Here is a 24,268-nt window from a genome sequence, read left to right as displayed (position 1 = left end):
CCGTCCCTGTGCAGGGATCTCTCCGGACGGCAGGGCGCTACTGCCTGCCATTATGGCGCAACGGAATCCACCTGGAGAAGATGCCCGCCTGCCTGATGTTCACTCAGTCTGTGCTGAAGGAGTTGCTTGGCTCCCCGGCCAGTGTGCCGCTGCTTGCGGTCAGCGTGCAGCCGGTGGCTTTTCCTGTGATTTCAAGGTCCGGGAATGTGGCTGCCCCGGCGGACAAGGCGCGGATGAGCATGCCCTTAGTGGAGCAGTTCGAATGAAGCGTGACCTGGCCGGGGCTGTCGGTCGGGTTGCCGAAGGCGTCCAGAACGCGGACCGTTACGGAAGGCGTTATGGGTGTGTTCTTGGGGACGACGGCAGCGATGGCATCGAACTTCAGTTTTCCTGCTGCTGCGGCGGTGATGGTGGCGGTGACGGGCACGGGAGCCGTGAGGCCTGGTGTAGCAGCAGTGATGGTTGCGGTGCCGGCTTTCGTGTCCCCGTAGAAGAACGACGCCGACGAGGACCCCGCGGAAATGGTCACCATGGTGACATTTGCACCGTTCGCCGTTGCAGCAAAGATGGTGGTTCCGGCGGAGCTGGTGGCGAGAGAGACCGTAGAAGGTCCGGCGGTAACGGCATTGCCGTAGGCATCCTGTCGCTGCACAGTCACCGGCCCGAGGATCGCCGCGCTGGAGGCGAGGCCCGTAAGGGATGCTCCGGCGGTGATTACCAGTTTGCTGGCAGGGGCTGGGAGAACCGTGAAGCTGTTGCTGGCGATTCCGGCGAAGCCAGGGCTGGAAGCGATGAGGGTGTAGCCAGCGCCTGCTTTGTTGATGGACAGGCCGTCGAAGGTGGCGGTGCCGGACCAGTTCGTATAAGTGGTTACGGTTCCGGAAAGGGTACCGCCCGCCGGGTTGGCACCGATGCTCACCGTGATGGGGATACCTTCGTCCCACACCTCAAGACCGAAAATGGTCCGCAACTGCACCGTGAATGAAGTGATCGGCGAGCCGGCTGTTGCGGTTGCGGACGGCTGCGAGACGAAGGAGAGGTCACGGAGGCTGGTGACCGCCACGTTTCCGCTCACGGTGCCCGTTGCGGTCCAAGAGCGGTGGACGGCGGTTACCTGGTAACGGTGCGTGCCTTCGGGAACCGATATGTCCGTGCACGAGGACGCTAAAAGCGGCGTCACAGGGCTTGAACCGCAGGCCGCCATCACTGTGGAACCGGTGATCCGGGTGATGTAGTAGCCCGTGGGAACCACGGCACCGGCGGACCGCGTCCAACTGACTGCGACGTTGGAGTTGCTGCTTGCCGACACCGAAACGTTGGTGGGCGGAAGCAGCGTGGCGACTGCCGCCGTCGTACTTCCGGACCCGGCGGCCCGCCAGTAGGCGGACGCCGGTGAAGCGCCCGCGAAAGTGGCAACGAAAAGGATTACGAGCGCCAGCAGTCCGGCACGCGCCACCCGGTTAAAACAAACCAGCTCCCGCCGAAGCCGGGGGGAGGCTTCGGGGGAGCTGGCGACTGTGGGCACGGGAACCTTCCGGGAAAGTCGGGCTTGATAGCGGCTAGGCGGACTTCATCACCATCGGGCTATGAAGCTGACGGACTGCTTCAGGAAAGTGATCCCTTGCCTTCTTCAGCTGGCCGCGAAGTGCAGGGGCACGTCGGCGCCCTTGCAGCCGTCCTGGTTGACGCCAGGGCGGTCGATCATCTGAAGGGTTACGGTGCCGGTGACGGCCTCGCCGGCCGCGATTTCGGTTGCGGGGAAATTGGTGGGGCCCACGACCCTGAAGTCATCCTTGGAACATCCGGTAACCGACGTCCAGGCTGTGCCGTTGAGGCCCGCAACCGTCGCCACGACATTGGTGACCTTCTGGCTGCCGGTGGCCGGGTTGGTCACAGTAAAGGTGACCGTCTGGATCGGCCCGTTGGGAGAGAGTGGGTTGCCGGCAACCGAACTGGTGATGGTGAAGTTCGTGCTGGCGGCAGCCGCCGTCGTGGTGGTGTCCCCTGCGCCGCTTGCAGTCCAGTAGGCGAAGGCGGCGCCGCCGCTGATGGCCACCAGTGCAACGGTGGTGCCGATGATGCGCTTTTTACGTCCTGCAACCTTAGCCATGTGGTGCCCCTCAGTGAATATTGTGCGGTGTTCCGCAGAGACCTTGTGAGCCTGTGCGGCTCCGATAGGAATAGCTTTGTGGACCGGGCTCAAATTACGCCGAGGTAATCACTCAAGGTTTTGTCAAGAGTTGTTCCATATTTGCGCAGGTCAAAGTTCGGTGAGGAGCGGCTTCCTGCGGAGGGGCCCAGCGGGGCTGTTCGCGCGGACCCGGGTGTGCGAACCTTTGTTGAGGGGCCGTTTCGCCGTGGCAGGAGGGCTGAAGTGATAATCGCCTCCGGGCAGTTCAGCGCCGGCAGGGATCCCCGAAGGAACCTGCTGCACATCGGGCAACTGATGGAAGCTGCCGCCTTGGGTAACGCTGACCTGCTGGTGCTGCCGGAGTCCAGCCTGTACGCGAGTACCGAACCGCCGAGCGTCCTCGCGGACGTCGCAGAGCCCTTGGACGGGCCTTTCGTCAGCGGCATCGGGGCGCTCGCCAAGGGTCTCCACCTGCCGGTGGTGGTGGGTACCACGGAAGCCAACCCTGAAGGCCTTCCCTACAACACCCTGGTGGCCATTGACTCCGAGGGCGCCGTCCAAAGCACTTACCGCAAGGTCCATCTCTACGACGCCTTTGGCTACAGCGAAAGCGCTGGAATAAGCCAGGGAACCATCGGCCAGCCGGAGCTGCTCTCCTACGGCCAGCTTCGCCTGGGCATGCTCACCTGCTACGACCTCAGGTTCCCGGAGAGCGCACGCTACCTGGTGGACGCGGGGGCAAATGTCCTGCTGCTGCCGGCCATGTGGATCGTTGGCCCGGGCAAGGAGGACCACTGGAGCACCCTGGTCCGTGCCCGTGCAATCGAGAACACCTCCTATGTGGTGACGGCCAACCAGTCGGGGCCGCTCGCCACCGCCTACTCCATCGTGGTGGATCCTTTCGGGGTGGTCATCGCCAACGCGGGTGAAGCGCCCGGCGTCGTTTTTGCCGAGCTGGAACCGGAACGGATCGCGGCCGTTAGGACCCGGGTGCCGTCCCTGCTCAACCGGCGGTTCAGCGTGATACCCCGCGGCATGGACTGAGCCAAAAAGTGTGACCCTCTCGACACCTGGATTTGACCTGCACGAAACATTTCCTGCTTTCCGCGGCCATAAAATTGGAGGCAGAGAAATTTTCTGGAAGGACCACATTGGAAACAACCGACGCCGCGATGAAGCCCATCATCGGACTGACCACGTACCTGGAGCAGGCGGGCACAGATGGTTGCGGCACGGTCAGGGCGGCATTCCTGCCCGAGACTTACCTGAACCCCCTCATCGCCGCCGGCGGCGTTCCCATCCTCCTGCCGCCGCAGCCGGTTGTCGCCGGCATGATCGAACAGCTCGTGGGCAGGCTCGACGGCCTGGTGGTCCCCGGCGGCTGGGACGTTGATCCTTCCCTGTACGGCCAGGAAGCCCACGCCGAGACCGATGCGCCCCGGCCGGAGCGCGACGCCTGGGAGCAGGCCCTGATCCAGGAAGCGATCCGCCAGGACGTTCCGCTGCTGTGTATCTGCCGTGGCGAGCAGCTTCTGAACGTCACCCTGGGCGGCAGCCTCCACCAGCACCTTCCCGATGTGATCGGGAACGGCCGGTACCAGCCCGGCGGCTACAACTTCAACAGGATTCCCGTGGAGATCAAGCCCGGTTCCCGGCTCGAGCAGCTGATCGGCTCGGACCCGGGACCCGTTCCCGTCTCCCACCACCAGGCCGTGGACAAGCTCGGCGAGGGCCTCATTGCTGCCGCCTGGAGTGAAGACCAGGTGGTGGAAGCCATCGAGTATCCCGCCAACACCTTCACCATGGGCATTCAATGGCACCCGGAGGAGCTTCCCGAGGACTTCGGCCTTTTCCGTGGTTTCGTCGAAGCAGCCCGCGGGAAGTTCCTGCAACGCCTCATCCCGGCCATGCCGACGTCGTCCGTCACAGCGGAGATCAATGCCAGCCTCGCCGGGCCGCCACTCGTCTAGGCACATAGCCGTACCACAGAGCCGGAAAGAACTCCTGAATAGATTCACGGAACCGCCCCGAAACAGCGCGAAAAACGCCTTGTTTCGGGGTGTTTTTGTGCATCCTGCCTTGCGGACGGGAAATAAGCATGCTTAGTATGTGGTGAGCACCGGAGGTTAAGCCAACGCCCCAAGGTCCTTTTTTGGAGGAGTAACCATGGCTTATCTTGATCCCCACGAGCGCTCTGCCCACGGTCATATCCCAGACGGGGGAAGTGCCGGTCCAAAGGGACAGCGTTGATGCGCCGGGTTGGTGTGGAGGAGGAGTTCCTCATCCTCGACTACGCCGACGGGCATGCTGTTCCGCTGGGCGAACTGCTGGAACGCCTGAGCGACGATGACGGGCTCAGCAGTGAGATGAAGCAGGAACAGATCGAAACGTGCACCTTGCCAAGGATCAGCCTGGATGAACTGGCACAGGACATCACAGCACGGCGGGTAAGCGCGGATGCCACTGCCCGTGGGGTAGGGGCCCGCTCGGTGGCCCTTGCCACCTCGCCCCTTCCCGTGCAGTCCACAGCGACTCCTGGCCTTCGCTACCAGCGGATGATCCAGCGGTTCGGCCTGACCGCCGTCGAGCAGCTCACCTGCGGCTGCCACGTACATGTGGAGGTGGAGTCGGACGCGGAGGGTGTCGCTGTCCTGGACCGGGTCAGGGTCTGGCTCCCGGTGCTGATGGCCATCACTGCCAATTCCCCCTTCTGGAACGCCACCGACTCCGGCTACGCAAGCTACCGCTCACAGGCCTGGAACCGTTGGCCCACCGCCGGGCCATGCGAGATCTTCGGCTCGGCCGAGGCCTACCATGCGCAGGTTCAGGAGATCCTGACGTCGGGCGTCCCCCTGGACAAGGGGCAGATCTATTTTGACGCGAGGCTGAGCCATCGTCATCCCACCGTGGAGGTCCGGGTGGGGGACGTGTGCCTCTTTGCCGACGACGCAGTCCTGCTGGCCGCCCTGGTGCGGGGTCTGGTGGAGACGGCGGCCAGGCAGTGGCACGCAGGTGTGCCTCCGGTTCCTGCCTCTGCTTTGCAGCTTCGGCTCGCCTCCTGGCAGGCGGGCCGCTTCGGGCTTGACGGCGAGCTGGTGGATCCGCTGACGGGCCAGCCCCGCGCGGCCTTCGAAGTGGTCATGGCACTGCTGGACCATGTCCAGCCGGTGCTGAAGGAGCAGGGCGAGTTCGACGTTGTGGAATCCCTGCTGTTCCAGGTCCTGACCAGGGGCACCGGTGCTGCAAGGCAGCGGGAAGCCTACGCCAAGGCGGGCAGCTTGTGCGACGTCATCGCCGACGCCGTCCACATCAGCAGCCTGCCGGCAACACCGCTTCGACAACTGACTGATGCGCCGCTGCTGGCGAGCGACCAGAGTTCTTAGCCGAGGATCCGGGAGGGCATATGGACCAGAATGAAGCGCCGGTGCTCGATGCACTGGCCGAACACCAGAAACTGGAAAGGTACGGGTTCACTCCTCCTGCCCACCGGCAGGGACGCGGCGTTGATCCGCGCGTGCTGGAGGTGCTGGGCGAGCAGAGCTTCAAGTCCGACGTCGTTGCCTCCTCCGGGCTCGACGACCGGCAGTCCTCCAACGGCTACCTGTCCAAAGCCGAGCAGCTGATGGCCGAAGCCGTGGGCGCGGACATGGCCTTCTTCTCCACCTGCGGCAGCTCCCTGTCCATCAAAGCCGCCATCCTTGCTGTGACCCGCGGCGAGGGGGAGCTGCTCATCAGCCGGGACGCCCACAAATCGGTGGTCTCGGGGCTGGTGCTGTCCGGGCTGCAGCCGCGGTGGATCAAGCCGAAATGGGACAACGAGCTGAAGTTGAGCCACCCGCCGTCTCCGGAAACCGTGGAGGAGATGTGGCAGCGTTACCCGGATGCCTCCGCCGCGCTCATTGTCAGCCCCACCCCGTACGGCACGTGCGCGGACCTCGAGGCGATCGTGGAGATTTGCCACAAGCGGGGCAAACCGCTGATCGTTGACGAGGCCTGGGGCGCGCAGCTGCCCTTCCACCCGGACACGCCCACCTGGGCGATGTCCGCCGGGGCGGACATCTGCGTGGTCAGTGTCCACAAGATGGGGCTGGGCTTCGAGCAGGGCTCCATGTTCCACCTGCAAGGCAGCCTGGTGGACCCGGTCCGGCTGAACCAGTGTGCCGATGTGCTGTCCACTACCAGTGCCAACGTCATGCTGTACGCAGCGATGGACGGCTGGCGCCGGCAGATGGTGCAGGACGGCAAGGCCATGATCGAAAAGGCCCTGGAACTGACGAAGGGACTCCGGCGGGACATCGAGGCACTCCCCGGCCTGCACGTCCTCGAAGACGAACTGGTCCACGCGGAGGCCTCCCACGACCTGGACGTCCAGCACATCATGATCGACGTCTCGAACCTTGGCATCAGCGGGTTCCAGGCCACGGACTGGCTGCGCGAGAACTGCCGCATCGACATGGGCACCACAGACCACCGCCGGACGGAAGCCGTGATCGCGGTGTCCGATGACCAGGAGACGGCTGGCCGGCTGCTGGCCGGACTGCGCGCGCTCTCTGAAGCCGCCCCGGACCTGCCCCGGCCGCCCGCCGTCGTCATTCCGGATGAGGAGGACCTCTACCTGGAGACGGTGATGCTGCCCCGGGACGCGTTCTTCGGACCGGTGGAAGTGATTCCGTGCGAGGAAGCACCGGGCCGCATCGCCGCCGAAATGGCCACGCCCTACCCGCCCGGCATCCCCCTCCTGCTGCCCGGCGAACGGATCAACAAAGCCGCCATTGACTACCTCCGGAGCGGTGTGGAGGCGGGAATGGTCCTGCCGGATCCCGCCGATCCCACGCTCAAGACCATCAGGGTGGTTCGGGAAGAACCGCACCGATCGCAGTAGATTGCAAGGAACGAGGACAGCACCATGTGCGGAATAGCCGGCGAAATCGCCTTCAATGGGAGAAAGGCCTCCCAAGAGTCGGTACTGAAAATGATGGGGGCAATGACGTCGCGGGGGCCGGACGGGAGGGGAACGTGGAATGGCGCGGGCTGGGTGGCTCTGGGACATCAGCGGCTCAGCATCATCGACCTGTCCGAGGCAGGGGCGCAGCCGATGCTGGACGACGGCGGCCTGGCCATCACCTTCAACGGCTGCATCTACAACTACAAGGAACTGCGCCGGGAGCTTGAGCCGGAGTTCACCTTCCGGTCCACCAGCGATACCGAGGTGATCCTGAAGGCTTACCGGAAGTGGGGCGACGACTTTGTCCACCACCTGGTGGGGATGTTCGCGCTGGCTCTTTACGATCCGCAGCGGCAGGAGGTCCTGCTGGTCAGGGACCGGCTGGGCATAAAACCCGTGTACGTCACCCAGCTCCCCGGAACGTTGCGCTTCGCATCCAGCCTGCCAGCACTGGTGGCCTCGGGCGGGATGGACACCAGCATCGACGAGACGGCCCTGCACCATTACCTGAGCTGGCACTCGATCGTCCCGGCGCCGCGGACCATACTTCGCGGTATCCAGAAGCTGCCGGCGGCCACCATCCGCACCATCCGCGCTGACGGGAGCTGGCACGACCGCGAGTACTGGAAGCCCAGCTACACCCGCCGTGCGGAGAACTCGGGCTGGTCCGCTATCGACTGGCAGGACGCCGTCCGCGAGTCACTTAAAACAGCAGTGCGACGGCGAATGGTCGCCGACGTGCCGGTGGGCGTCCTCCTGTCCGGCGGCCTGGATTCGAGCCTGCTGGTAGCCCTGCTTGCAGAGGAGGGCCAGCACGGGCTGTCGACCTTCAGCATTGGGTTTGACGCCGCTGGCGGGGACTCCGGGAACGAGTTCGCCTACTCGGACCTGGTTGCCCGGGAATTCGGTACGCGGCATGAGCAACTGCACATCAGCACCTCCGAGTTCGCTCCGTCCATCAACGGGGCCGTGGGTGCGATGTCCGAACCCATGGCCAGTCACGACGTCACGGCGTTCCACCTGCTCTCCCGGACCGTTGCGGAGCACTTGAAGGTGGTGCAGTGCGGGCAGGGTGCCGATGAGGTCTTTGGCGGGTACGGGTACCACCAGCCGCTTGCTTCTGTGGGCCTTTCGGAGGCCCTGGCCACGTTCACCTCAAGTTTTGTGGACCACAGCCATGAAGAACTCCTGAACATCCTGGAACCCGAGTGGTACTGCGCCACCGATGTGAGCAGCCGGGTCCTGGCATCCAACCTGGACGCCCCCGGCGCGGACACCGCCCTGGACGCGGTGCTCCGGCTGGACACCCACCTGCTGATGGTGGACGATCCCGTCAAGCGGCTGGACAACATGAGCATGGCCTGGGGCATCGAGGCCCGGGTACCGTTCCTGGACCATGAGCTCGTGGAACTCGCCGCCTCCTGCCCGCCGGAGCTGAAGGCATCGCAGGGCGGAAAGGGCATTTTGAAGGACCTGGGCCGGCAGATGCTTCCCAAGGCCGTGGTGGACCGGCCCAAGGGATACTTCCCGGTCCCCGCCCTCCGCCACCTGGAGGAACCTTTCCTCTCCATCGTCCGCGAGGCCCTTCATGCACCCGAGGCCAAGCAGCGCGGACTCTTCCAGCCGGCCTACCTCGACGGCCTCCTGGCCGACCCCAATACACAGCGGACCGCCGTGAACAGCAACGTCCTCTGGCAGTTGGCGCTGCTGGAGATGTGGTTACAGCACCACGGGGTGGGCTGACCATTGAGCCTGCGGGACACCACCACCTCCCTGTTGCCCGAGTTGCGCCAAGCCGTGACGGGGGACTTCACCTCCGCCGTCGGCCAGCTGTCGGAGCTGGTCCGCATTCCTGCGATGGCGTGGGAGTCCTTCGACCCGTCCGAACTGGATAAGGCAGCCCGGCAGGTGGCGGGCCTGCTGCAGGAAGCCGGGATCACCGACGTCGACATCCTGCAGGCGCCGCGGCCGGATGGGGCGCCGGGAGCGCCGGCCGTGGTGGGACGGAGACCCGCCCGGAACGGCAAGCCGACGCTCCTGCTCTATGCGCATTACGACGTTCAGCCGGCCGGGGAGATCACCCTGTGGGAGAGCCCGCCGTTCGAAGCGGTGGAGCGGGACGGCCGGCTGTGGGGCAGGGGAGTGGCCGACAACAAGGCCGGGGTGATGCTTCACCTGGCCGCCTTCCGCAACGCGCTGCGGGTCCTCGGGGACGATCTGGATCTTGGCGTGACAATCTTCATCGACGGCGAGGAGGAGGCCGGTTCGCCCAGCCTGCCGCTGCTGCTCCAGCAGCACGGCGACCTGCTCAGCGCCGACGTCCTGGTGGTGGCCGACTCCGGAAACTGGAAGGTGGGCGTCCCGGCGCTGACTACCAGCCTCCGCGGGCTGATCCTCGGCACTATCGAGGTGCAGGTACTGGACCATGCCCTGCACTCGGGCACCTACGGCGGGCCGCTGCTGGATGCCGTCACCGTGCTGTCGCGGCTGATTGCCACGCTTCATCACGACGACGGCAGCGTGGCCGTGGAGGGGCTTCTGGCCTCGGATACGCCGGGGCCTTTGCTGGATGAAGCGGAGTTCCGCGCGGATTCCGGCGTCCGTCCGCGGGTGCCCCTTGCCGGCTCGGGCTCACTGACGTCGCGGCTGTGGACTAAGCCTGCGCTGGCGATTATCGGGGTGGATGTGCCGTCTGTTGCCCTTTCCTCGGACACGCTGCAGCCGGTGGCTCGGGCGAAATTCAGCCTCAGCCTGGCACCCGAGAGCGATACGTCCGCTGCCATGGAAGCTGTCCGCCGGCATGTTGAGGCGCACACTCCCTTCGGCGCCGACGTGACGTTTATGCCCGCCGGCAGGACCGAGGGCTTTGCCGGTGATGCCGCTTCACCCGCTGCCCGCACCATGCTCTCGGCAATGGAGGAGACCTGGGGAGTGCCCGCCGTCTGTATGGGCGTGGGCGGTTCGATTCCTGCCGTCAACATCCTGACCAAGCTGTATCCGCGGGCGGAGGTCCTCATCACCGGGGCGGAGGATCCGGACTCCCGCGCCCACGGGGCCAACGAGTCGATCCACCTGGGCGACTTCGAGAACGCCATTCTCGCCGAGGCGCTCCTGATTGCCCGCCTCAATTCCCCGGGCTAACCTTCCCTGCGCCCCACCCTGGTTGGGCCAGCGGGGGCGGTGGTGACGTCAGCGCCCTGGTGAGTCACGCCGTCGTGCGGCGAAGGCGAACAGGGCGGTGGTGGCGACGGTTGCCAAATACCCGGCGATGACAATCAGCGAGATCCCGGCCCAGAAGTAATTTGTGGTGCTGGTTTGCTGCCAGGGGCTGGGCGCGATCAGGGCCAGCGAATACACGGCCACCGCAGCCGAGGCCAGCCCGATCATCACTGGCAGCGTCAGCCAGACCCGCGCGGAGCCGATATGCCCGCCGAAACCGTCCCACGCATTCCACGCCCCGCGCCGGATGATCAGCCAGCCCGCGGGAATCATAAACGCGCCCACCAGCAGGAACGCGGCCACCACATCAGCAGGCCGGTGCCACTGGTTGATCAGTGTGGACACTCCGGAGGCGATGGCGAACGTTCCGCCCACAAAACCGGCCATTGGGCGCCAGCGCGGCGAGGCCATCAGGAACACCGCAGCCGCCGCGGAAGCTGCCAGGGTAGTGTGCCCGGACGGCAGCGAGTTCAGCTCCAGCGTCACCACGCCCTTGTCCGGCCGGGCCGGCAGCACATCTTTGAGGACCTGCGTGGCGATGTTCGCGCCGATGCAGGCGGCCACCGCAATGCCGGCTTCGGTCCAGCGCTTCCGGATTACCGTGACAAACAGCACTACGACGGCTGCCATCACCAGTGAGATGGTGGGCAGCAGGTCCAGGAACCGGGTGCTCGCCTTGCCCGCCGGTCCGTGGATATCCACCGCTTCCACCAGCGCGGACTCGTCGATGAACTGGCCTGTGGTGGTGCGGACGAAGTAGTAGTACGCGGCGATCAGCCCGGCAACGCACGCCAGGGTGGCAAGCACGAACAGGAAGCCCGACCCTGGAGCGGGGCGTGCCGGGGTCCTGGTCTGTGCAGTCCGTTGAGAAGTCATCGCTTCAAGGTTGTCACAGAAAGCTGGGATGATGCCCCATGTTGTTTGGCCGCGGGGCGCCGCGCCGACGGCTCCCAGCGGCTCCCAGCGGTTCCCTGCGGCGCGGCGCCTAACGGAGGCCCGCAGCCAGCTCCTCGATGATCTCGAACTGCTCCCGCACGCCGCCCTCCATGCCGGACTGGGCAATCATGTCCCGGACTTCCTTGCTGCCCGCGTTGGTGCGGATGCTCACCAGGGTGGCGCCGCCGTCGTCGGCCTCTTCAAACGTGACGGTGTTGACCACGGCACCGTCCTCGCTGTCCGGGCCAAGACCCGGCGTCTCCATGATTTCCGTGTGGACGATCCGCTCGTTTTGAACAATCTCCCGGTACGTCCCATGGAAGGCCACCTCGAATTCACCATGGGCCACCATCACGTACCGCCAAGCACCGCCCACCCTGAAGTCCATGTCCGCGACTGTCATCTCACCGCGCTTGCCGGGCCACCACCTCCTGACCAGCTCGGGGGAGGTCCAGGCCCGGTACACGAGGTGCCGGGGTGCGTTGACGGTGCGGGTGATCAGGATTTCCTCATCGCTGGGGAAGGTGACGTTCATGGTTGTCTGTGCCATTGCCCTGCTCCTTTGCCGACTTTTCCTGCTGTTTGAGGTCTTCCACAACGTCTTCCAGCAGATCCAAGCGCTCCTCCCAGAGGTGCCGGTAGCCGGAAACCCACTCGTGGATGGGTTTGAGGGCCTGCGGGTTCAACCGGTAGACGCGCTGCCGGCCTTCGTCCCGGACGGCGACGGCGCCCACCTCCCGCAGTACCCGCAAGTGCCTGGACACGTGCGGCTGAGCCATACCCAGCAGGTCAACAAGCTCACCAACCGGGCGCTCGCCGCCAACCAGCGCGTCCAGGATTTCCCGCCTGCGCGGTTCAGCTATCGCATTGAATGCATCCGCCGTTGTTGCTGCCCGTGCCATTCCGCAATCGTATACCCATATAGATATGCATAAAAAGGGTTTGTCTGTCACCGCTTGTACAGTGAATCCATGCCTACTTCGCCTGTGCCCGCACTGCCTTCGTTTGAGGACCTGCTGGCCGGCGCGCACGTGGTGAGCCTGCCCATGCGGCTGAAGTTCCGCGGCATCACTGAACGTGAGTCCCTGCTCCTGCAGGGCCCGGCCGGCTGGGGCGAATTCTGCCCGTTCCCCGAGTATGGCGACGCCGAGGCTTCCCGCTGGCTGGTTTCTGCCGTTGAGGCCGCGTGGCACGGTTTTCCTACTCCGATGCGGCCTGTTATTCCGGTCAACGCCACCGTCCCTGCCGTTGCTGCGGAGCGGGTGCCTGAGGTTCTTGCGCGCTTTGGCCGCGTGGACGCCGTGAAGGTGAAGGTTGCCGAGCAGGGCCAGACGCTCGACGACGACGCCGCCCGCCTCGCCGCCGTCCGCTCTGCCCTGCCGGACGCGGCCATCAGGGTGGACGCCAACGGCGGCTGGGATGTTCCCGCAGCGGTCGAGGCGCTCATGCGGCTGGCCGGCGTAGGGCTTGAATACGCCGAACAGCCGGTGCCGACCATTGATGGGCTGGCCGAGGTGCGGCGTGCCTTGCGGGCGGCCGGAACACCTGTGCTGATCGCGGCGGACGAGAGTGTCCGTAAGGAATCAGATCCCCTGCGCGTGGCGCGTGCCGGCGCGGCCGACCTCATCGTGGTCAAGGTGGCGCCGCTCGGGGGAGTGCGGCGCGCCCTGGACATCGTGGCGCAGGCCGGGCTTCCCGCCGTCGTGAGCTCAGCGCTGGACACGTCGGTGGGGATCCGTGCTGGCCTTGCCCTGGCGGCGGCGCTTCCGGAACTGCCCTACGCGTGCGGGCTGGGGACCGTGTCACTGTTTGAATCGGACATCACTCTCGATCCGCTGGTGGCCGACGACGGCGCCATCCGCCTCCGTGACGTTACCGCCGACGCAGGGCTGCTTGAGCAGTATGCGGCGCCGCCAGAGCGCCGGGACTGGTGGCTGGCCCGGCTCCGCCGCGTCCACGCCCTCCTCACCGCCTAAACGCCCCATCACCTTCCACGCCTTTTTGGCGGACGCTCCATCCCCTTCTGCGCCTTTTGGGCGGACGCTCCATCACCTTCCGCGCCTTTTGGGCGGACGCTCCACCACCTTCCGCGCCTTTTTGGCGGACGCTCCATCACATCCCTGCAGGTCATGCGCGGTTAACCGGAACTTCACCTTGCTGTCTACTGCGCGTAGAAACCGGCTGACAGGGTGGGCGAACCGCATCGATTTTTTTGGAAGGCCCCCATGTCTGAAACGACTGCCCGCAAGTTCACCCTGCTGCCGATGCTCGGCCACACCAAGGGCAAGCGCAGTGCCGTTACCTGCGCGCTGAAGTGCGACAACGCCTGCTCGGGCGATGTCTGCAACACGAGCTCCAACAGCTACTTCCGCGACATCGCCTCCGCCACCATGTCACGCCGCGCCGCCCTGGGCTTCGGCGCCGCCGGTGCGCTCGCCGTCGTGCTCGGCAGTGCCGTTACCTCACCCGACTCCGCCAGCGCAGCCGGCCTTTCGAAGGCGGCCAAGGAAGGCTTCGGCAAGTCCAAGCTGCAGTTCACGGCGATCCCGTCAATTGATGCCTCCGTGGACGCCGTCACGGTCCCGGAAGGCTTCACCTGGCAGCCGGTCATCCGCTGGGGCGACCCGATCTTTAATGACGCGCCGGAGTTCGACCTGGACAACCAGACGGCCGCTGCGCAGGAGAAGCAGTTCGGCTACAACAACGACTACACGGACATCCTGGAAATTCCGGGCAGCAAGGGCCGCCGCGCGGTACTCTTCGCCAACCACGAGTACACCAACGAGAACATCATGTTCCCGGCCACCATGCCCGCAGACCAGATGCGTGCTGTGGGGGCAGCCGCTCACGGCCTCACCGTGGTGGAGCTCGAGCGCAAGAACAAGAACAAGCCGTGGACGTACGTCAAGGGCGCGGAACTGAACCGACGGTTCCTGAACAACACGAAGTACGAACTCACCGGTCCGGCTGCGGGCTCCTCGCTGGTCAAGACCGTGGAAGACCCTGCTGGCCGCTTCATCAAGGGCACCCTGGGCAACTGCGCCGGCGGCACCACCCCGTGGGGCACCATCCTCTCCGGCGAGGAAAACTTCCAGAGCTACTTCGTCAGCAACGGCACCTCCGCCGGGGACAAGCGCTACGGCATCACCAACAAGCCCACGGCGCGCGGATGGGAACTGGACGAGCCGCGCTGGGACACCCGTAAGTCCGGCTACGAAAACGAAGCCAACCGCTTCGGCTGGATCGTCGAAATTGACCCGTTCGACCCCACCTCCACCCCCAGGAAGCACTCCATGCTGGGCCGCTTCAAGCACGAGGGCGCTAACGTGATCATCGCCGAGTCCGGGCACGTCGTTGCCTACTCAGGCGACGACGAGCGGTTCGACTACCTGTACAAGTTCGTTTCGAAGGACAAATACATCGAGGGCGACCGTAAGCACAACATGACCCTCCTGTCCGCGGGCAGCCTTTACGTTGCCAAGTTCACGGGCAACTCGCCGGCAGCCGAAATTACCGGTACCGGGACTGTGCCCTCAGACGGTGCGTTTGACGGCATCGGTGAATGGCTGCCGCTGGTGGTGGACGGCAAGTCTGTGGTTGACGGCATGTCCGTGGAAGAGGTCCTGGTGTACACCCGCCTGGCCGCCGACAAGGTTGGGCCCACCAAGATGGACCGCTGCGAGGACGTGGAGCCGAGCCTGCACACCGGCAAGGTCTACGTGGCCTGCACCAACAACTCCAACCGCGGCACCGGTTCCAACGAAAAGGCCACCGAGGTCAACCCGCGCAACGAGAACCGCGACGGGCACATCGTGGAGATCACCGAAACCGGCGACCAGACCTCCACCACGTTCACCTGGAACCTGCTGATGGTCTGCGGTGATCCGGCGCAGGGCGATGTCACCTACTTCTCCGGCTTCCCGGCGGACAAGGTCTCGCCGATCTCCTGCCCGGACAACCTCGCCTTCGACTCCGTAGGCAACCTCTGGATCTCCACCGACGGGGCCCCCTCCGGGATCGGCCGCGCCGACGGCCTGTTCAAGGTCACGCTGGACGGCGCCGAGCGCGGCAAGGTCGAGCAGTTCCTCGCCGTCCCGCGCGACGGCGAAACCTGCGGACCCGTCATCCACGACGAGGAGCGCACGGTGTTCGTCGCCGTACAGCACCCGGGTGAGGACGGTTCCTTCGAAAAGCAGGTCTCCTTCTTCCCGGACTACGTCCCGGCAGGAACGACGCCGGCCCGCGGCCAGGCACGCGCGCCCCGTCCGTCCGTGATCCAGGTATTCCGCGGCTAACCGCCAAGGCCCCAAACCCACTATCAGCTTCCGCAGGTTTTCCTGCAACGCCGCATCACCTTTCGCAGGTATTCCTGCAACGCCCTATCAGCTTTCGCTGCTTATCCGACGACGCCCTATCAGCTTTCGCTGCTTATCCGACGACGCTCTCCCACCTTCCGCCGCATACCGGACGGGAAGTGGGGGAGCGTTTTCAATATTGGCGCGGGAGCTGATGGGGCGTTTGGGGTTTTGGCGCGTGAGGTGATGGGGCGTTTGGGTTTTTGGCGCGAAAGGTGATGGGGCGTCGGGGGTGGCAGACTGGTTTGGTGACTTCGCCCAACGATTCCGCCCCCGACGCTTCCTCCACGGACGCTTCCCCTGCAGCCACTTCCCGTGCAGACTTCTCCGACGCTGCCCCTCAGCTGAGCGCTTTGGCGGCGGCGCGCATCGCCGTAGAGGTATTGGTCGACGGCGGCGTGCAGCACGTGGTGGTCTCGCCCGGTTCCCGGTCCGCCCCCATGGCCTACGCGCTGGCGGAGGCGTCGGCGGAGGGCAGGGTTGAGCTGCTGGTCCGGATCGACGAGCGGTCCGCCGGCTTCACAGCCCTGGGCCTGGCCCTTGCCACCGGCTCGCCGGCCGCCGTGCTGACCACGTCCGGGACCGCCGTCGGGAACCTGCTGCCGGCCGTGATGGAGGCCAACCACGCGGCCGTACCGCTGATCGTTCTGTCCGCTGATCGGCCTGACGAGCTGCGTGGAACCGGCGCCAACCAGACCACTATCCAGCCCGACATCTTCGGCGACCAGGTGCGCTTCGCGGTCGACATCCCCGCGGGTATGGACCCCGAACGCGCCATCCGGACCGGCCTGTCCGCGGCCACCGGGGCGTTCCCCGACCTTCCGCCCGGCCCGGTCCAGCTCAACCTGGCATTCCGCGATCCGCTGGTTCCCGGGCCCGGAGAGAAACTGCCGACGCCGGCTGACCGGCCGCGATACAGGGTGGCCACCGAGCCGCTTGTGATGAACCTGCCGCCCGCATCGCCCGATCTGCCCGAACGGCGCACCGTAGTCCTTGCAGGGCACGACGCCGGACCGGTCGCCGAGGCCTTCGCCCGCGCCCACGGCCTGCCGCTGCTGGCAGAGCCCTCCTCCAACGCCCGTTTTGGGCCTACAGCCGTGGGACCATACCGGCTATTACTGGAGCATTTCGGGCCCGAGGCTGCAATGCCGATTGAGCGGGTTGTCCTGTTTGGCCGCCCCACGCTGTCACGCCCGGTGGCAGCCCTGCTGGCCCGCGCAGACGTTGAGTCCGCCCTGTACCAGCCGGTTCCGGTGGCCTGGTACGAGCCGGGCCGGCGCACGGAACTGCCGCTGGAAAGCCTCGCGGACCTGGCTGATTTTGCCGGCCGCGGCCCGTCGTCCTGGCTGGACACCTGGCTGCTCGCCGGTTCGGCCGCACAGCATGCAGTGGACCGGATCCTGGCTGAGGAAGCGCCCGCCACCGGCCCGGCCGTCGGGTCGCTGGTGTGGAGAAACGCCCGGGGCCAGCTGCTTCTGGGCTCCTCCAACGGAATCCGCGACGTCGATCTGGCAGGCCTGCCCGCCCCTGAGCCTGCTGCCACCGTTTATGCCAACCGCGGCCTTGCCGGGATCGACGGCACCGTTTCCACCGCCACCGGCATCGCTCTCGGCGGACGGCAGGAGACCACCGTCCTGCTGGGCGACGTCACGTTCCTGCACGACGCCGGAGGACTGCTCCTTGGCACCGGCGAAGAGCAGCCCGACTTGCGGATCGTCGTACTCAACGACGCCGGCGGTGCCATCTTCGACCTGCTGGAGCATGGTGCGGTGCGTGAGGCCGCAACGTATGGTGACGCCGTCGAACGCCTCTTCGGCACCCCGCACACAGTGGACATCGCGGCACTGGCCGCGGCGTACGGCGTCGGGCACTGCTCAGTAAGTACGACGGCGGCACTCGCCGAAGCGCTCAGCCAGCCGATCGTGGGCCGCAGCATCGTCGAAGTCCGCACCGACAGGCACGGCCTGCGTGCCCTGCATGGCCGGATCAAGGAGGCCGTTGCCGCAGCGGTCGGGGGAGTACTGGCAGGATAGTTTCGACTCGCATATTTCTGGCGACGCGCAAATTTTCCTGTGCTACCGAAATCTCCGGCGCCCCAGTGCATTCGTGTGTCGAAAGCCAGCCCGTTGCGGGTAGGTCCGTTGGTTCATCTCTCGCTCCCGTTAACGCTTTCCTTCATCGCCGCCTCGAATGCCGGCAGGCTGCGTTCGATCATGCCCTCGTTGGCCGTCAGCGAGATCCGGAAGAAGCCCGGCGTCTCGAACAGCGCGCCCGGGAAAACAAAGACATCGCGGCGGACGAGTGACTCGGTGAATGCTTCGTCGTCCGCGATGGGGGACGTGACATACAGGTAGAACGTGCCCTCCGGCCGCGGGACGCGGTAGCCCATACCGCCCAGTGCGTCCATCAGCCGGTCCCGCCGCCGCTGCAGCCGGTTTATGTCGATGGAGAACTTCTCCAGTTCGGGAAGCGCGTGCTGGAGCAAGGCGTTCGGGTAAATCCAACCCATGGCCACCTGCAAACCGATTATGGCCGGGCGCATCTCATCCCGGTGCGGCATGGTGGGCGGCAGCGCCAGGTACCCAACCCGCTGGCCCGGCGAGAGGTGCGTCTTGCCGTAGGAGTAGGCCAGCAGTGTGTGCGCATAAAACTCCACCGGACTGCGGAAGCGCAAGCCGTCGAACACAATCCGGTTGTAGGCCTCGTCCGAGACCAGGTAGATGCGCCGGCCGATCCGCGCCGAGGCCGCCTCCAGCAGTTCCGCCAGCCGGAGCAGCAGTTCCGGAGGATAGATCCGTCCCGTGGGATTGTTGGGCGAATTGACGATGACAACCCTGGTGCGGTCCGTGATGGCAGCCTCAATTGCGTCGAGGTCCAGGTCAAACGTGGCGGTGTTGACCTTGACCTTCACGGGGACCAGCCCGGCTTCAAGGATCAGCGGCTCGTATAGGAACCATGGCGGCAGGCTGTAGATGACTTCGTCGCCCGGATCGGCCACCGTCTTCAATGCCAGCGCGATGGCGGCGAAGCCGCCGGTGGTGAGATAAATATCCTCCGGCCGGAACGGTACGTCCAGCAGCCGCTGCAGGGATTCCGCTGCCGCCTCCCGGGCGGCCTCGCCATTGGTCTGGTACGCGAACCACTGGTCATGCTGCGGAGTAAGGGCGTCGCGCAGCGTATTGACATAGCGGTCAGGTGGCATCTGGTGCGGGTTGCCGAAGGTGAAATCACAGCCGTCCGACTGGCTTTTCCGGCGGAACATGGCGCGCCCGAGGTAGGCGTCTACCCGCTGGAAGGAGGGAATCGAGGCCAGCTGTGCAGCACGCACAGACACCGCTGAGGTGGTCCGGGATCTGGTTGTCGGATCTGTCATGCCAGCGCTCCTGGGTAGGGCGGCCGGGGGCTGCCACACGGATTGGCAGCGCGCTGCTGAGCCAGTGGAGGCTGTCCAGAAGGACCATTGTCGAATGCAACACTCATGGAAGTAAAGGACCCGGCTGGAACGAAGGCCGGCAGCGGATGGCGCGCCCCGCCGTCGTACGCTCCCAGCCCCCGTGACGCGCAAAAGCCCCCGTGACGCGCAAAAGCCCCCGTGACGCAGAAATTCCCTGACGCTACGGATATATCCGTAGCGTCAGGGAATCTGCGAGGGGGTTTCGAAAAGCCGGAGCGCCTATTCCTCGATCTCGATGTGCGTCGGATCGAGCACACGGCGCAGGAACTCCTTGGTACGCGGTTGGGTGGGGGCGGAAATGACGTGTTCGGCCACGCCTTCCTCCACCACAACGCCGCCATCCATGAAGACCACCCGGTCAGCCACTTCGCGGGCGAAGCCCATCTCATGCGTGACCACCAGCATGGTCATTCCCTCCTTGGCCAGGTTCCGCATCACCGAGAGGACATCGCCCACGGTCTCGGGGTCCAGTGCCGAGGTGGGCTCGTCGAAGAGCATCAGCTCCGGGTCCATGCTCAGCGCACGGGCAATGGCCACGCGCTGCTGCTGGCCCCCGGAAAGCTGGTCCGGGAACCGGTCCGCGAGGTGTCCCAGCCCCACGCGCTCCAGGTTGTGCATGGACACCTTGTCCGCCTCGGCCTGGGAACGCTTGAGGACCTTCGTTTGCGCGATGGAGCAGTTGCGCTTGGCATCCAGGTGCGGGAACAAATTGAACTGCTGGAACACCATGCCCACCTTGCGGCGCATCTTGTCGATGTCCACATCGGGATCGGTGGCCTCGAAGCCGCCCACGTGGATGCTGCCCTGGTTGGGCTGCTCCAGCAGGTTCACGCACCGCAGCAGGGTGGACTTGCCGGACCCGGAGGGCCCGATCAGGCACACCACTTCGCCGGGCGCCACGTCCAGGCTGATGCCCTTCAGGACCTCGTTGGATCCGTAGGACTTGCGCAGGTCCTTGATCTCCACCCCGGCAGCGTGGACTGTTGCCGTGCCACCGCGGGAGTTGTTTACGACGTCGTTCATGGTCTTCGCTGCCTATCGCTTGGTCCGCGCGCTGCGGCTTTCGAACTTCCGGGCCAGGAAGCTCAGGGGGATGGTGATCACCAGGTAGAAGGCGCCGGCCACGAGGAGCGGGGTAAGGCCTGCGCCGAGGCTGGAGATGCCGTCGCGGCCAAACTTGGTGAGCTCGTACTGGGACGCGGTGAGACCCAGGACGTAGATCAGCGAGGAGTCCTTGGTGAGCAGGATGACCTCGTTGGTCAGCGGCGGCAGGACGATCTTGAAGGCCTGCGGGATGACGATGGTGACCATTGCCCGCCACTGCGGCATGCCCAGGGAACGGGCGGCCTCCAGCTGGCCCTTCGGGACTGCCTGCAGGCCGGCGCGGAGGGTTTCGGCGATGTACGCCGAGGCCACCATGCCAAGCGAAATCATCACGATCAGGGTGATGTTCCACGAGACCCCGAACGCCAGCGGAACACCGTAGCCGAACGCGATGAAGACCAGCAGCGCCGGGATCCCGCGGAAGAACTCGATGTATCCGGTGGCGATCCAGCGGTACAGCGGGAAGCTGGAGAGCTTCATCAGGGCCAGCAGCAGGCCGCCGGAGAGGCCCACGACGAAGCCGAGAAAGGTGTAGATCAGGGTGTTCACCAGGCCGGTCATGAAGATCCCCGGGAACATGGGGCCGATCTTGGCGAAGTTGAAGACGCTATTGCCGATGGTCTCCCAGTCGGTGGCCAGGATCAGCGCGGCGATGGCCACAACAAAGATTCCGGCCTGGACATACAGGCTTACTCTGGCTCGCTGACGTGCGGTCATTGCCATGGGTTGCTCACATTCGTTGTGCGTGCCAGAGGCCCCGGACGGACTGCGGTACAGCTCGTCCGGGGCCCCGGCTGCGTAGTTCTCAGGGCCGTGACCGGACCCGGGCGGGGGAGCCTCAGGCCTGCACGGCGACTACTTGGCGGTCTTTGGCTACTTGGCGGTTTCGCCGAACCAGGTGGTCTTGAACTTCTCGAGGGAGCCGTCGTCGGTCAGGCGCTTGAGCGTGCCGTTGACCTTCTCCGCCATGGCGGTGTTGCCCTTCTTGATGGAAATGCCCAGCTGCTCGCCGGTGGCGAACTGCTCAACACTCTTGAACTTGGGCTGGTCCTTGATGGCGTAGCCCAGGACGGACTGGTTGCCCAGGGCGGCGTCGATGGTGCCGGCCTGGAGGGCCTGAACCAGGAGCCCGGTGTCCTCGAACTGCTGTGCGTCGAGGCCCTGCTCCTGGGCATAGTCGGCACCGGTGGTGGCCTGCTGGACGCCCACCTTCTTGCCCTTGGCGCCGGCAAGGTTGGTGATGCCGGAGTCCTCGCTGGCTACCAGGGCCAGATCGTCATCGAGGTACGGCGTGGAGAAGTCCATGACGGACTTGCGGGTGTCGGTGATGGAGATGGAGGAGATACCCAAGTCGCACTGGGTCAGCGCGGTGCCGGTCTCGATGGCCTCGAAGGAGCTGTCCACGATGCTCAATTCGGCGCCGAAGTCCTTGGCGAGTTCCTTGGCGATGTCCACGTCGAAGCCGACCGTCTGGCCGTCCTTTTCGAATTCGAACGGCTCGTAGGGGATGTCCGAGCACACCGTGAGCTTGCCGGCGTTGATGAGCTGGATGCCGCCTTCGGAGGCTGCCGGAGTGGAGCTTCCGCCGCCGCAGGCCGTGAGGGTGAGGGCGCCGACGGCGAACAGTGCTGCTGCCTTGGCGGTGATCTTGGCCGTGGCCAGGGACTTGAGCTGCATGTTTCTTACCTTTTGTTGCAGGAGTATGCGGTACTAAATCGGTTCATAGTGTAGCGCCGATTAGGAGATGTGCATCACAGGAAACTTAGATTCACTATTGGATAACCAAGTTACCCTTGTTTCAAGCCTAGGCGAAGGGGAACTGTCCCGTATCCCGGACTCCTTGCCTAGTGGCTAATCCCGAGTGACTCCAGCATGGGCCGGAACTTCGCCCAGGTCTCTGCGAGTTCAGCCTCCGGCTGGGATCCCTCGACTATTCCGCAGCCGGCATACAACCGCACCGTGTCCCGGGCCTCGATGACGGCGCCGCGCAGCGCTATGCCCCATTCTCCATTCCCGGCAGCATCCAGCCATCCCACCGGTCCGGCGTACGGCCCCCGGTCCAGGTGCTCCAGCTTTCGGATCAGCGCTCCGGCCACCTGCGTTGGGGTCCCGCAAACGGCGGCAGTCGGGTGCAGTGCGTTGATCAGGGCCAGGCAGGTGGGGACGTGCCCTTCCACCTCCGTGAGTTCAGCTTTGACGTCCGATGCCAGGTGCCACACGTTGGGCAACTCCAGGATGAACGGCTCGTCGTGGGCGTTCATCGCCTCGGAGAACGGCGCCAGTTGGGAGGTCAGCGACTGGATCGCGATCTCGTGTTCGTGCCGCTGCTTTTCCGACCCCGCCAGCACCCGCGTGGCGTAATCCATGGGGAGTCCGTCCTCACCGTGGGCATCGCGGCGGTCCAGGGTGCCCGCCAGTACGCGCGCCTGGGCAGTGCGGCCCTCCACCTGGATCAGCATCTCGGGCGTAGCGCCCACCAGTCCGTCCACCCCATACGTCCAGCATTCGCGGTACCGCCCGGCGAGTTCGCGCAGCACCTGGGCTGCGTTCACGCCGGAGGGAAGGGTGGCAACGACGTCACGGGCCAGCACCAGCTTCTCCAGCGCGCCGGTCCGGATCTCGGCCACACCCGCTTCCACCGCGGCCATCCAGTCCGCCTCGCTCAGTGATCCCGTATGCAGCGTTGCGCCGGCGGCAAGGGGGAGGGGACGTACGACGGCGCCGCCCGCCCGGGCGGGAACCGAGCCGGAGGTACCGTCCCCGCCGGAGTCCGCCGCCGCCGTCGTGCCTTCTGCGCCTGAGGCACTGCTGCCCAGCCAGCGGTCCAGCGCGGCGAGGGCGCGCTTCTCGGTAAGGGGGCCGTCGTCGAACGTCAAGTGCGTGAGCCAGACCTGGCCGTCACGGACGCCCACCACAACCTCCGGCACGATCAGCCGGGACTCGTGGGCTGACGTCTTGGAGAAAGCGAAGGAGCCAAAAGCCACGGGACCGGTGCCCGGCAGTTCCACGGAGTCTGTAATGCGGGCTTCGAGTACCAGGTGGCGCCACCAGATGTCGGCCTCGAGGAAGCGCTCGGGGCCGGTGGCGGTGAAGCGGGTGATCTCGCCGAAGCCCACCAGTCCGGCCTCACGGCGGGTCCAGCAGAGGACGTCCTCCCGGACCAGAAACGACGGCAGCCCCCCGGCGAATTTTTGGCCATCGAGGGGGACTGTCAGGGTGCGGAACGTGCTGGTCATGATGGATCAACACTACCCCTCAGGGTAATTTGCAGTGGCCAGCCCCCGGAGCAGCGGCGGGCCTTGGTCCGGACGCTCCTGAACATTTGAGACAATGTCATGGTGAACCGAGCATCCTTGGATAAGCGTCCGGACGAAGTAGCCACGATGTTTGACGACGTCGCCCCCAAATACGACGTCGTCAATGATGTCCTGTCCCTGGGGCAGACCCGCCGCTGGCGCAAGGTAGTGGTGGAAGCAATGGAAGCCGTCAAGGGCCAGCGCGTCCTGGACCTCGCCGCCGGAACGGGCACATCCAGCGAGCCATATGCCGATGCGGGCATTGATGTGGTGGCCTGTGACTTCTCCCTTGGGATGCTCAAGGTGGGCAAGCGCCGCCGCCCGGACATCGACTTCATCGCCGGGGATGCCACCAACCTGCCGTTCGCCGACAACACGTTCGACGCCACCACCATCTCCTTCGGCCTGCGCAACGTCAACGAGCCCAAGAAGGCGCTGCAGGAGATGCTCCGCGTGACCAAGCCGGGCGGCCGCCTGGTGATCGCCGAGTTCTCGCAGCCCGTGGTTCCGCTGTGGCGCACCATGTACACCGAATACCTCATGCGCGCCCTGCCGGCCATCGCCGTCAAGGTGGCCTCCAACCCGGACGCCTACGTCTACCTCGCCGAATCCATCCGCGCCTGGCCAGACCAGGACCACCTGGCAGCCTGGCTGGAGGAATCCGGGTGGGAGAAGGTCACCTACCGCAACCTCACGGGCGGCATTGTGGCGGTGCACCGTGCGTTCAAGGCGTCCGAGTCACCAGCTGGCACTCCCGGTGGGACGGCTGCCGCCATCGCCGCGCATAAAGGCCCCGTGGCCAAGCTGCGCCGCAACACCCGCTGAGCT

Annotated in this window: 20 protein-coding genes; 10 read left to right on the top strand and 10 right to left on the bottom strand. The window is 65.5% G+C overall.

The window, feature by feature from the left end:
* Window positions 1-103 precede the first annotated feature (103 nt).
* Window positions 104-1,525 carry a hypothetical protein gene (locus M1E07_RS15465; protein WP_461187513.1) on the bottom strand — a complete coding sequence of 474 codons (1,422 nt, stop codon included), beginning with the start codon at window positions 1,523-1,525 and terminating at the stop codon, window positions 104-106.
* A gap of 105 nt (window positions 1,526-1,630) precedes the next feature.
* Window positions 1,631-2,110 carry a hypothetical protein gene (locus tag M1E07_RS15460; RefSeq protein ID WP_461187512.1) on the bottom strand — a complete coding sequence of 160 codons (480 nt, stop codon included), beginning with the start codon at window positions 2,108-2,110 and terminating at the stop codon, window positions 1,631-1,633.
* A 264-nt stretch (window positions 2,111-2,374) separates the two neighbouring features.
* Between M1E07_RS15460 and M1E07_RS15455 the strand changes: the two genes are divergently transcribed.
* From M1E07_RS15455 to M1E07_RS15430, 6 genes are all read left to right on the top strand, one after another.
* Window positions 2,375-3,175 (top strand): carbon-nitrogen hydrolase family protein, encoded by an 801-nt coding sequence (locus M1E07_RS15455; RefSeq protein ID WP_461187511.1) that lies wholly within the window; start codon window positions 2,375-2,377, stop codon window positions 3,173-3,175.
* A 107-nt stretch (window positions 3,176-3,282) separates the two neighbouring features.
* Window positions 3,283-4,101, top strand: a complete 819-nt coding sequence (locus tag M1E07_RS15450) for a gamma-glutamyl-gamma-aminobutyrate hydrolase family protein (RefSeq protein ID WP_461187510.1) — start codon at window positions 3,283-3,285, stop codon at window positions 4,099-4,101.
* A gap of 279 nt (window positions 4,102-4,380) precedes the next feature.
* Window positions 4,381-5,514: a glutamate--cysteine ligase gene (locus M1E07_RS15445; protein ID WP_461187509.1), complete on the top strand. Its 1,134-nt coding sequence runs from the start codon at window positions 4,381-4,383 to the stop codon at window positions 5,512-5,514.
* A gap of 20 nt (window positions 5,515-5,534) precedes the next feature.
* Entirely contained in the window at window positions 5,535-7,013 is a 1,479-nt protein-coding gene (locus M1E07_RS15440; protein ID WP_461187508.1) for an aminotransferase class I/II-fold pyridoxal phosphate-dependent enzyme, read from the top strand.
* 24 nt (window positions 7,014-7,037) lie between these two features.
* Window positions 7,038-8,819, top strand: a complete 1,782-nt coding sequence (locus M1E07_RS15435; RefSeq protein ID WP_461187507.1) for an N-acetylglutaminylglutamine amidotransferase — start codon at window positions 7,038-7,040, stop codon at window positions 8,817-8,819.
* 3 nt (window positions 8,820-8,822) lie between these two features.
* Window positions 8,823-10,217, top strand: a complete 1,395-nt coding sequence (locus M1E07_RS15430) for a M20/M25/M40 family metallo-hydrolase (RefSeq protein WP_461187506.1) — start codon at window positions 8,823-8,825, stop codon at window positions 10,215-10,217.
* Between the two features lie 48 nt (window positions 10,218-10,265).
* On the opposite strand, the gene M1E07_RS15425 is transcribed toward M1E07_RS15430, so the two are convergent.
* The 3 genes from M1E07_RS15425 to M1E07_RS15415 all read right to left on the bottom strand — a co-directional run bounded on the left by M1E07_RS15425 (window position 10,266) and on the right by M1E07_RS15415 (window position 12,133).
* Window positions 10,266-11,171 (bottom strand): phosphatase PAP2 family protein, encoded by a 906-nt coding sequence (locus M1E07_RS15425; RefSeq protein WP_461187505.1) that lies wholly within the window; start codon window positions 11,169-11,171, stop codon window positions 10,266-10,268.
* A gap of 109 nt (window positions 11,172-11,280) precedes the next feature.
* On the bottom strand, window positions 11,281-11,781 hold the full coding sequence (locus M1E07_RS15420) for an SRPBCC family protein (RefSeq protein WP_461187504.1): 501 nt from the start codon (window positions 11,779-11,781) through the stop codon (window positions 11,281-11,283).
* Complete coding sequence (locus M1E07_RS15415; RefSeq protein WP_461187503.1) at window positions 11,741-12,133, bottom strand: ArsR/SmtB family transcription factor; 393 nt, start codon at window positions 12,131-12,133, stop codon at window positions 11,741-11,743. The genes M1E07_RS15420 and M1E07_RS15415 overlap by 41 nt, the downstream gene beginning before the upstream one ends.
* A 69-nt stretch (window positions 12,134-12,202) precedes the next feature.
* Here M1E07_RS15415 and M1E07_RS15410 point away from each other — a divergent pair, with 69 nt between their 5' ends.
* From M1E07_RS15410 to menD, 3 genes are all read left to right on the top strand, one after another.
* The gene (locus tag M1E07_RS15410) at window positions 12,203-13,207 is read left to right on the top strand and encodes an o-succinylbenzoate synthase (RefSeq protein WP_461187502.1); all 1,005 of its coding nucleotides are present in this window, start codon (window positions 12,203-12,205) and stop codon (window positions 13,205-13,207) included.
* A gap of 249 nt (window positions 13,208-13,456) precedes the next feature.
* Window positions 13,457-15,526 (top strand): PhoX family protein, encoded by a 2,070-nt coding sequence (locus tag M1E07_RS15405; RefSeq protein ID WP_461187501.1) that lies wholly within the window; start codon window positions 13,457-13,459, stop codon window positions 15,524-15,526.
* 278 nt (window positions 15,527-15,804) lie between these two features.
* Window positions 15,805-17,619: a 2-succinyl-5-enolpyruvyl-6-hydroxy-3-cyclohexene-1-carboxylic-acid synthase gene (gene menD / locus M1E07_RS15400; RefSeq protein ID WP_461190414.1), complete on the top strand. Its 1,815-nt coding sequence runs from the start codon at window positions 15,805-15,807 to the stop codon at window positions 17,617-17,619.
* Window positions 17,620-17,732: 113 nt separating this feature from the next.
* Here menD and M1E07_RS15395 read toward each other — a convergent pair whose 3' ends face one another.
* The 5 genes from M1E07_RS15395 to M1E07_RS15375 all read right to left on the bottom strand — a co-directional run bounded on the left by M1E07_RS15395 (window position 17,733) and on the right by M1E07_RS15375 (window position 23,380).
* Window positions 17,733-18,959, bottom strand: a complete 1,227-nt coding sequence (locus M1E07_RS15395; protein WP_461187500.1) for an aminotransferase class I/II-fold pyridoxal phosphate-dependent enzyme — start codon at window positions 18,957-18,959, stop codon at window positions 17,733-17,735.
* 300 nt (window positions 18,960-19,259) lie between these two features.
* Window positions 19,260-20,063: an amino acid ABC transporter ATP-binding protein gene (locus M1E07_RS15390; RefSeq protein WP_461187499.1), complete on the bottom strand. Its 804-nt coding sequence runs from the start codon at window positions 20,061-20,063 to the stop codon at window positions 19,260-19,262.
* A 12-nt stretch (window positions 20,064-20,075) separates the two neighbouring features.
* Window positions 20,076-20,867 carry an amino acid ABC transporter permease gene (locus M1E07_RS15385; protein ID WP_461187498.1) on the bottom strand — a complete coding sequence of 264 codons (792 nt, stop codon included), beginning with the start codon at window positions 20,865-20,867 and terminating at the stop codon, window positions 20,076-20,078.
* A gap of 150 nt (window positions 20,868-21,017) precedes the next feature.
* Entirely contained in the window at window positions 21,018-21,821 is an 804-nt protein-coding gene (locus tag M1E07_RS15380; protein ID WP_461187497.1) for an ABC transporter substrate-binding protein, read from the bottom strand.
* Window positions 21,822-21,988: 167 nt separating this feature from the next.
* Complete coding sequence (locus M1E07_RS15375) at window positions 21,989-23,380, bottom strand: isochorismate synthase (RefSeq protein WP_461187496.1); 1,392 nt, start codon at window positions 23,378-23,380, stop codon at window positions 21,989-21,991.
* 102 nt (window positions 23,381-23,482) lie between these two features.
* On the opposite strand from M1E07_RS15375, the gene M1E07_RS15370 reads away from it, so the two are divergent.
* Window positions 23,483-24,265 carry a demethylmenaquinone methyltransferase gene (locus M1E07_RS15370; protein ID WP_461190413.1) on the top strand — a complete coding sequence of 261 codons (783 nt, stop codon included), beginning with the start codon at window positions 23,483-23,485 and terminating at the stop codon, window positions 24,263-24,265.
* Window positions 24,266-24,268: the final 3 nt, after the last annotated feature.

The sequence above is a fragment of the Arthrobacter sp. Z4-13 genome (assembly GCF_054792705.1).
Note: the sequence above shows the minus strand (reverse complement) of the source record. Positions and strands in the feature narration are given on the sequence as shown.

Bases quoted from the DNA above. Each gene is read 5' to 3' on its own strand.
- M1E07_RS15460 (WP_461187512.1), bottom strand. From the start codon at position 2,110: ATGGCTAAGGTTGCAGGACGTAAAAAGCGCATCATCGGCACCACCGTT.
- M1E07_RS15445 (WP_461187509.1), top strand. From the start codon at position 4,381: ATGCGCCGGGTTGGTGTGGAGGAGGAGTTCCTCATCCTCGACTACGCC.
- M1E07_RS15440 (WP_461187508.1), top strand. From the start codon at position 5,535: ATGGACCAGAATGAAGCGCCGGTGCTCGATGCACTGGCCGAACACCAG.
- M1E07_RS15435 (WP_461187507.1), top strand. From the start codon at position 7,038: ATGTGCGGAATAGCCGGCGAAATCGCCTTCAATGGGAGAAAGGCCTCC.
- M1E07_RS15425 (WP_461187505.1), bottom strand. From the start codon at position 11,171: ATGACTTCTCAACGGACTGCACAGACCAGGACCCCGGCACGCCCCGCT.
- M1E07_RS15420 (WP_461187504.1), bottom strand. From the start codon at position 11,781: ATGGCACAGACAACCATGAACGTCACCTTCCCCAGCGATGAGGAAATC.
- M1E07_RS15415 (WP_461187503.1), bottom strand. From the start codon at position 12,133: ATGGCACGGGCAGCAACAACGGCGGATGCATTCAATGCGATAGCTGAA.
- M1E07_RS15410 (WP_461187502.1), top strand. From the start codon at position 12,203: ATGCCTACTTCGCCTGTGCCCGCACTGCCTTCGTTTGAGGACCTGCTG.
- M1E07_RS15405 (WP_461187501.1), top strand. From the start codon at position 13,457: ATGTCTGAAACGACTGCCCGCAAGTTCACCCTGCTGCCGATGCTCGGC.
- menD (WP_461190414.1), top strand. From the start codon at position 15,805: ATGGGGCGTCGGGGGTGGCAGACTGGTTTGGTGACTTCGCCCAACGAT.
- M1E07_RS15395 (WP_461187500.1), bottom strand. From the start codon at position 18,959: ATGACAGATCCGACAACCAGATCCCGGACCACCTCAGCGGTGTCTGTG.
- M1E07_RS15390 (WP_461187499.1), bottom strand. From the start codon at position 20,063: ATGAACGACGTCGTAAACAACTCCCGCGGTGGCACGGCAACAGTCCAC.
- M1E07_RS15385 (WP_461187498.1), bottom strand. From the start codon at position 20,867: ATGGCAATGACCGCACGTCAGCGAGCCAGAGTAAGCCTGTATGTCCAG.
- M1E07_RS15380 (WP_461187497.1), bottom strand. From the start codon at position 21,821: ATGCAGCTCAAGTCCCTGGCCACGGCCAAGATCACCGCCAAGGCAGCA.
- M1E07_RS15375 (WP_461187496.1), bottom strand. From the start codon at position 23,380: ATGACCAGCACGTTCCGCACCCTGACAGTCCCCCTCGATGGCCAAAAA.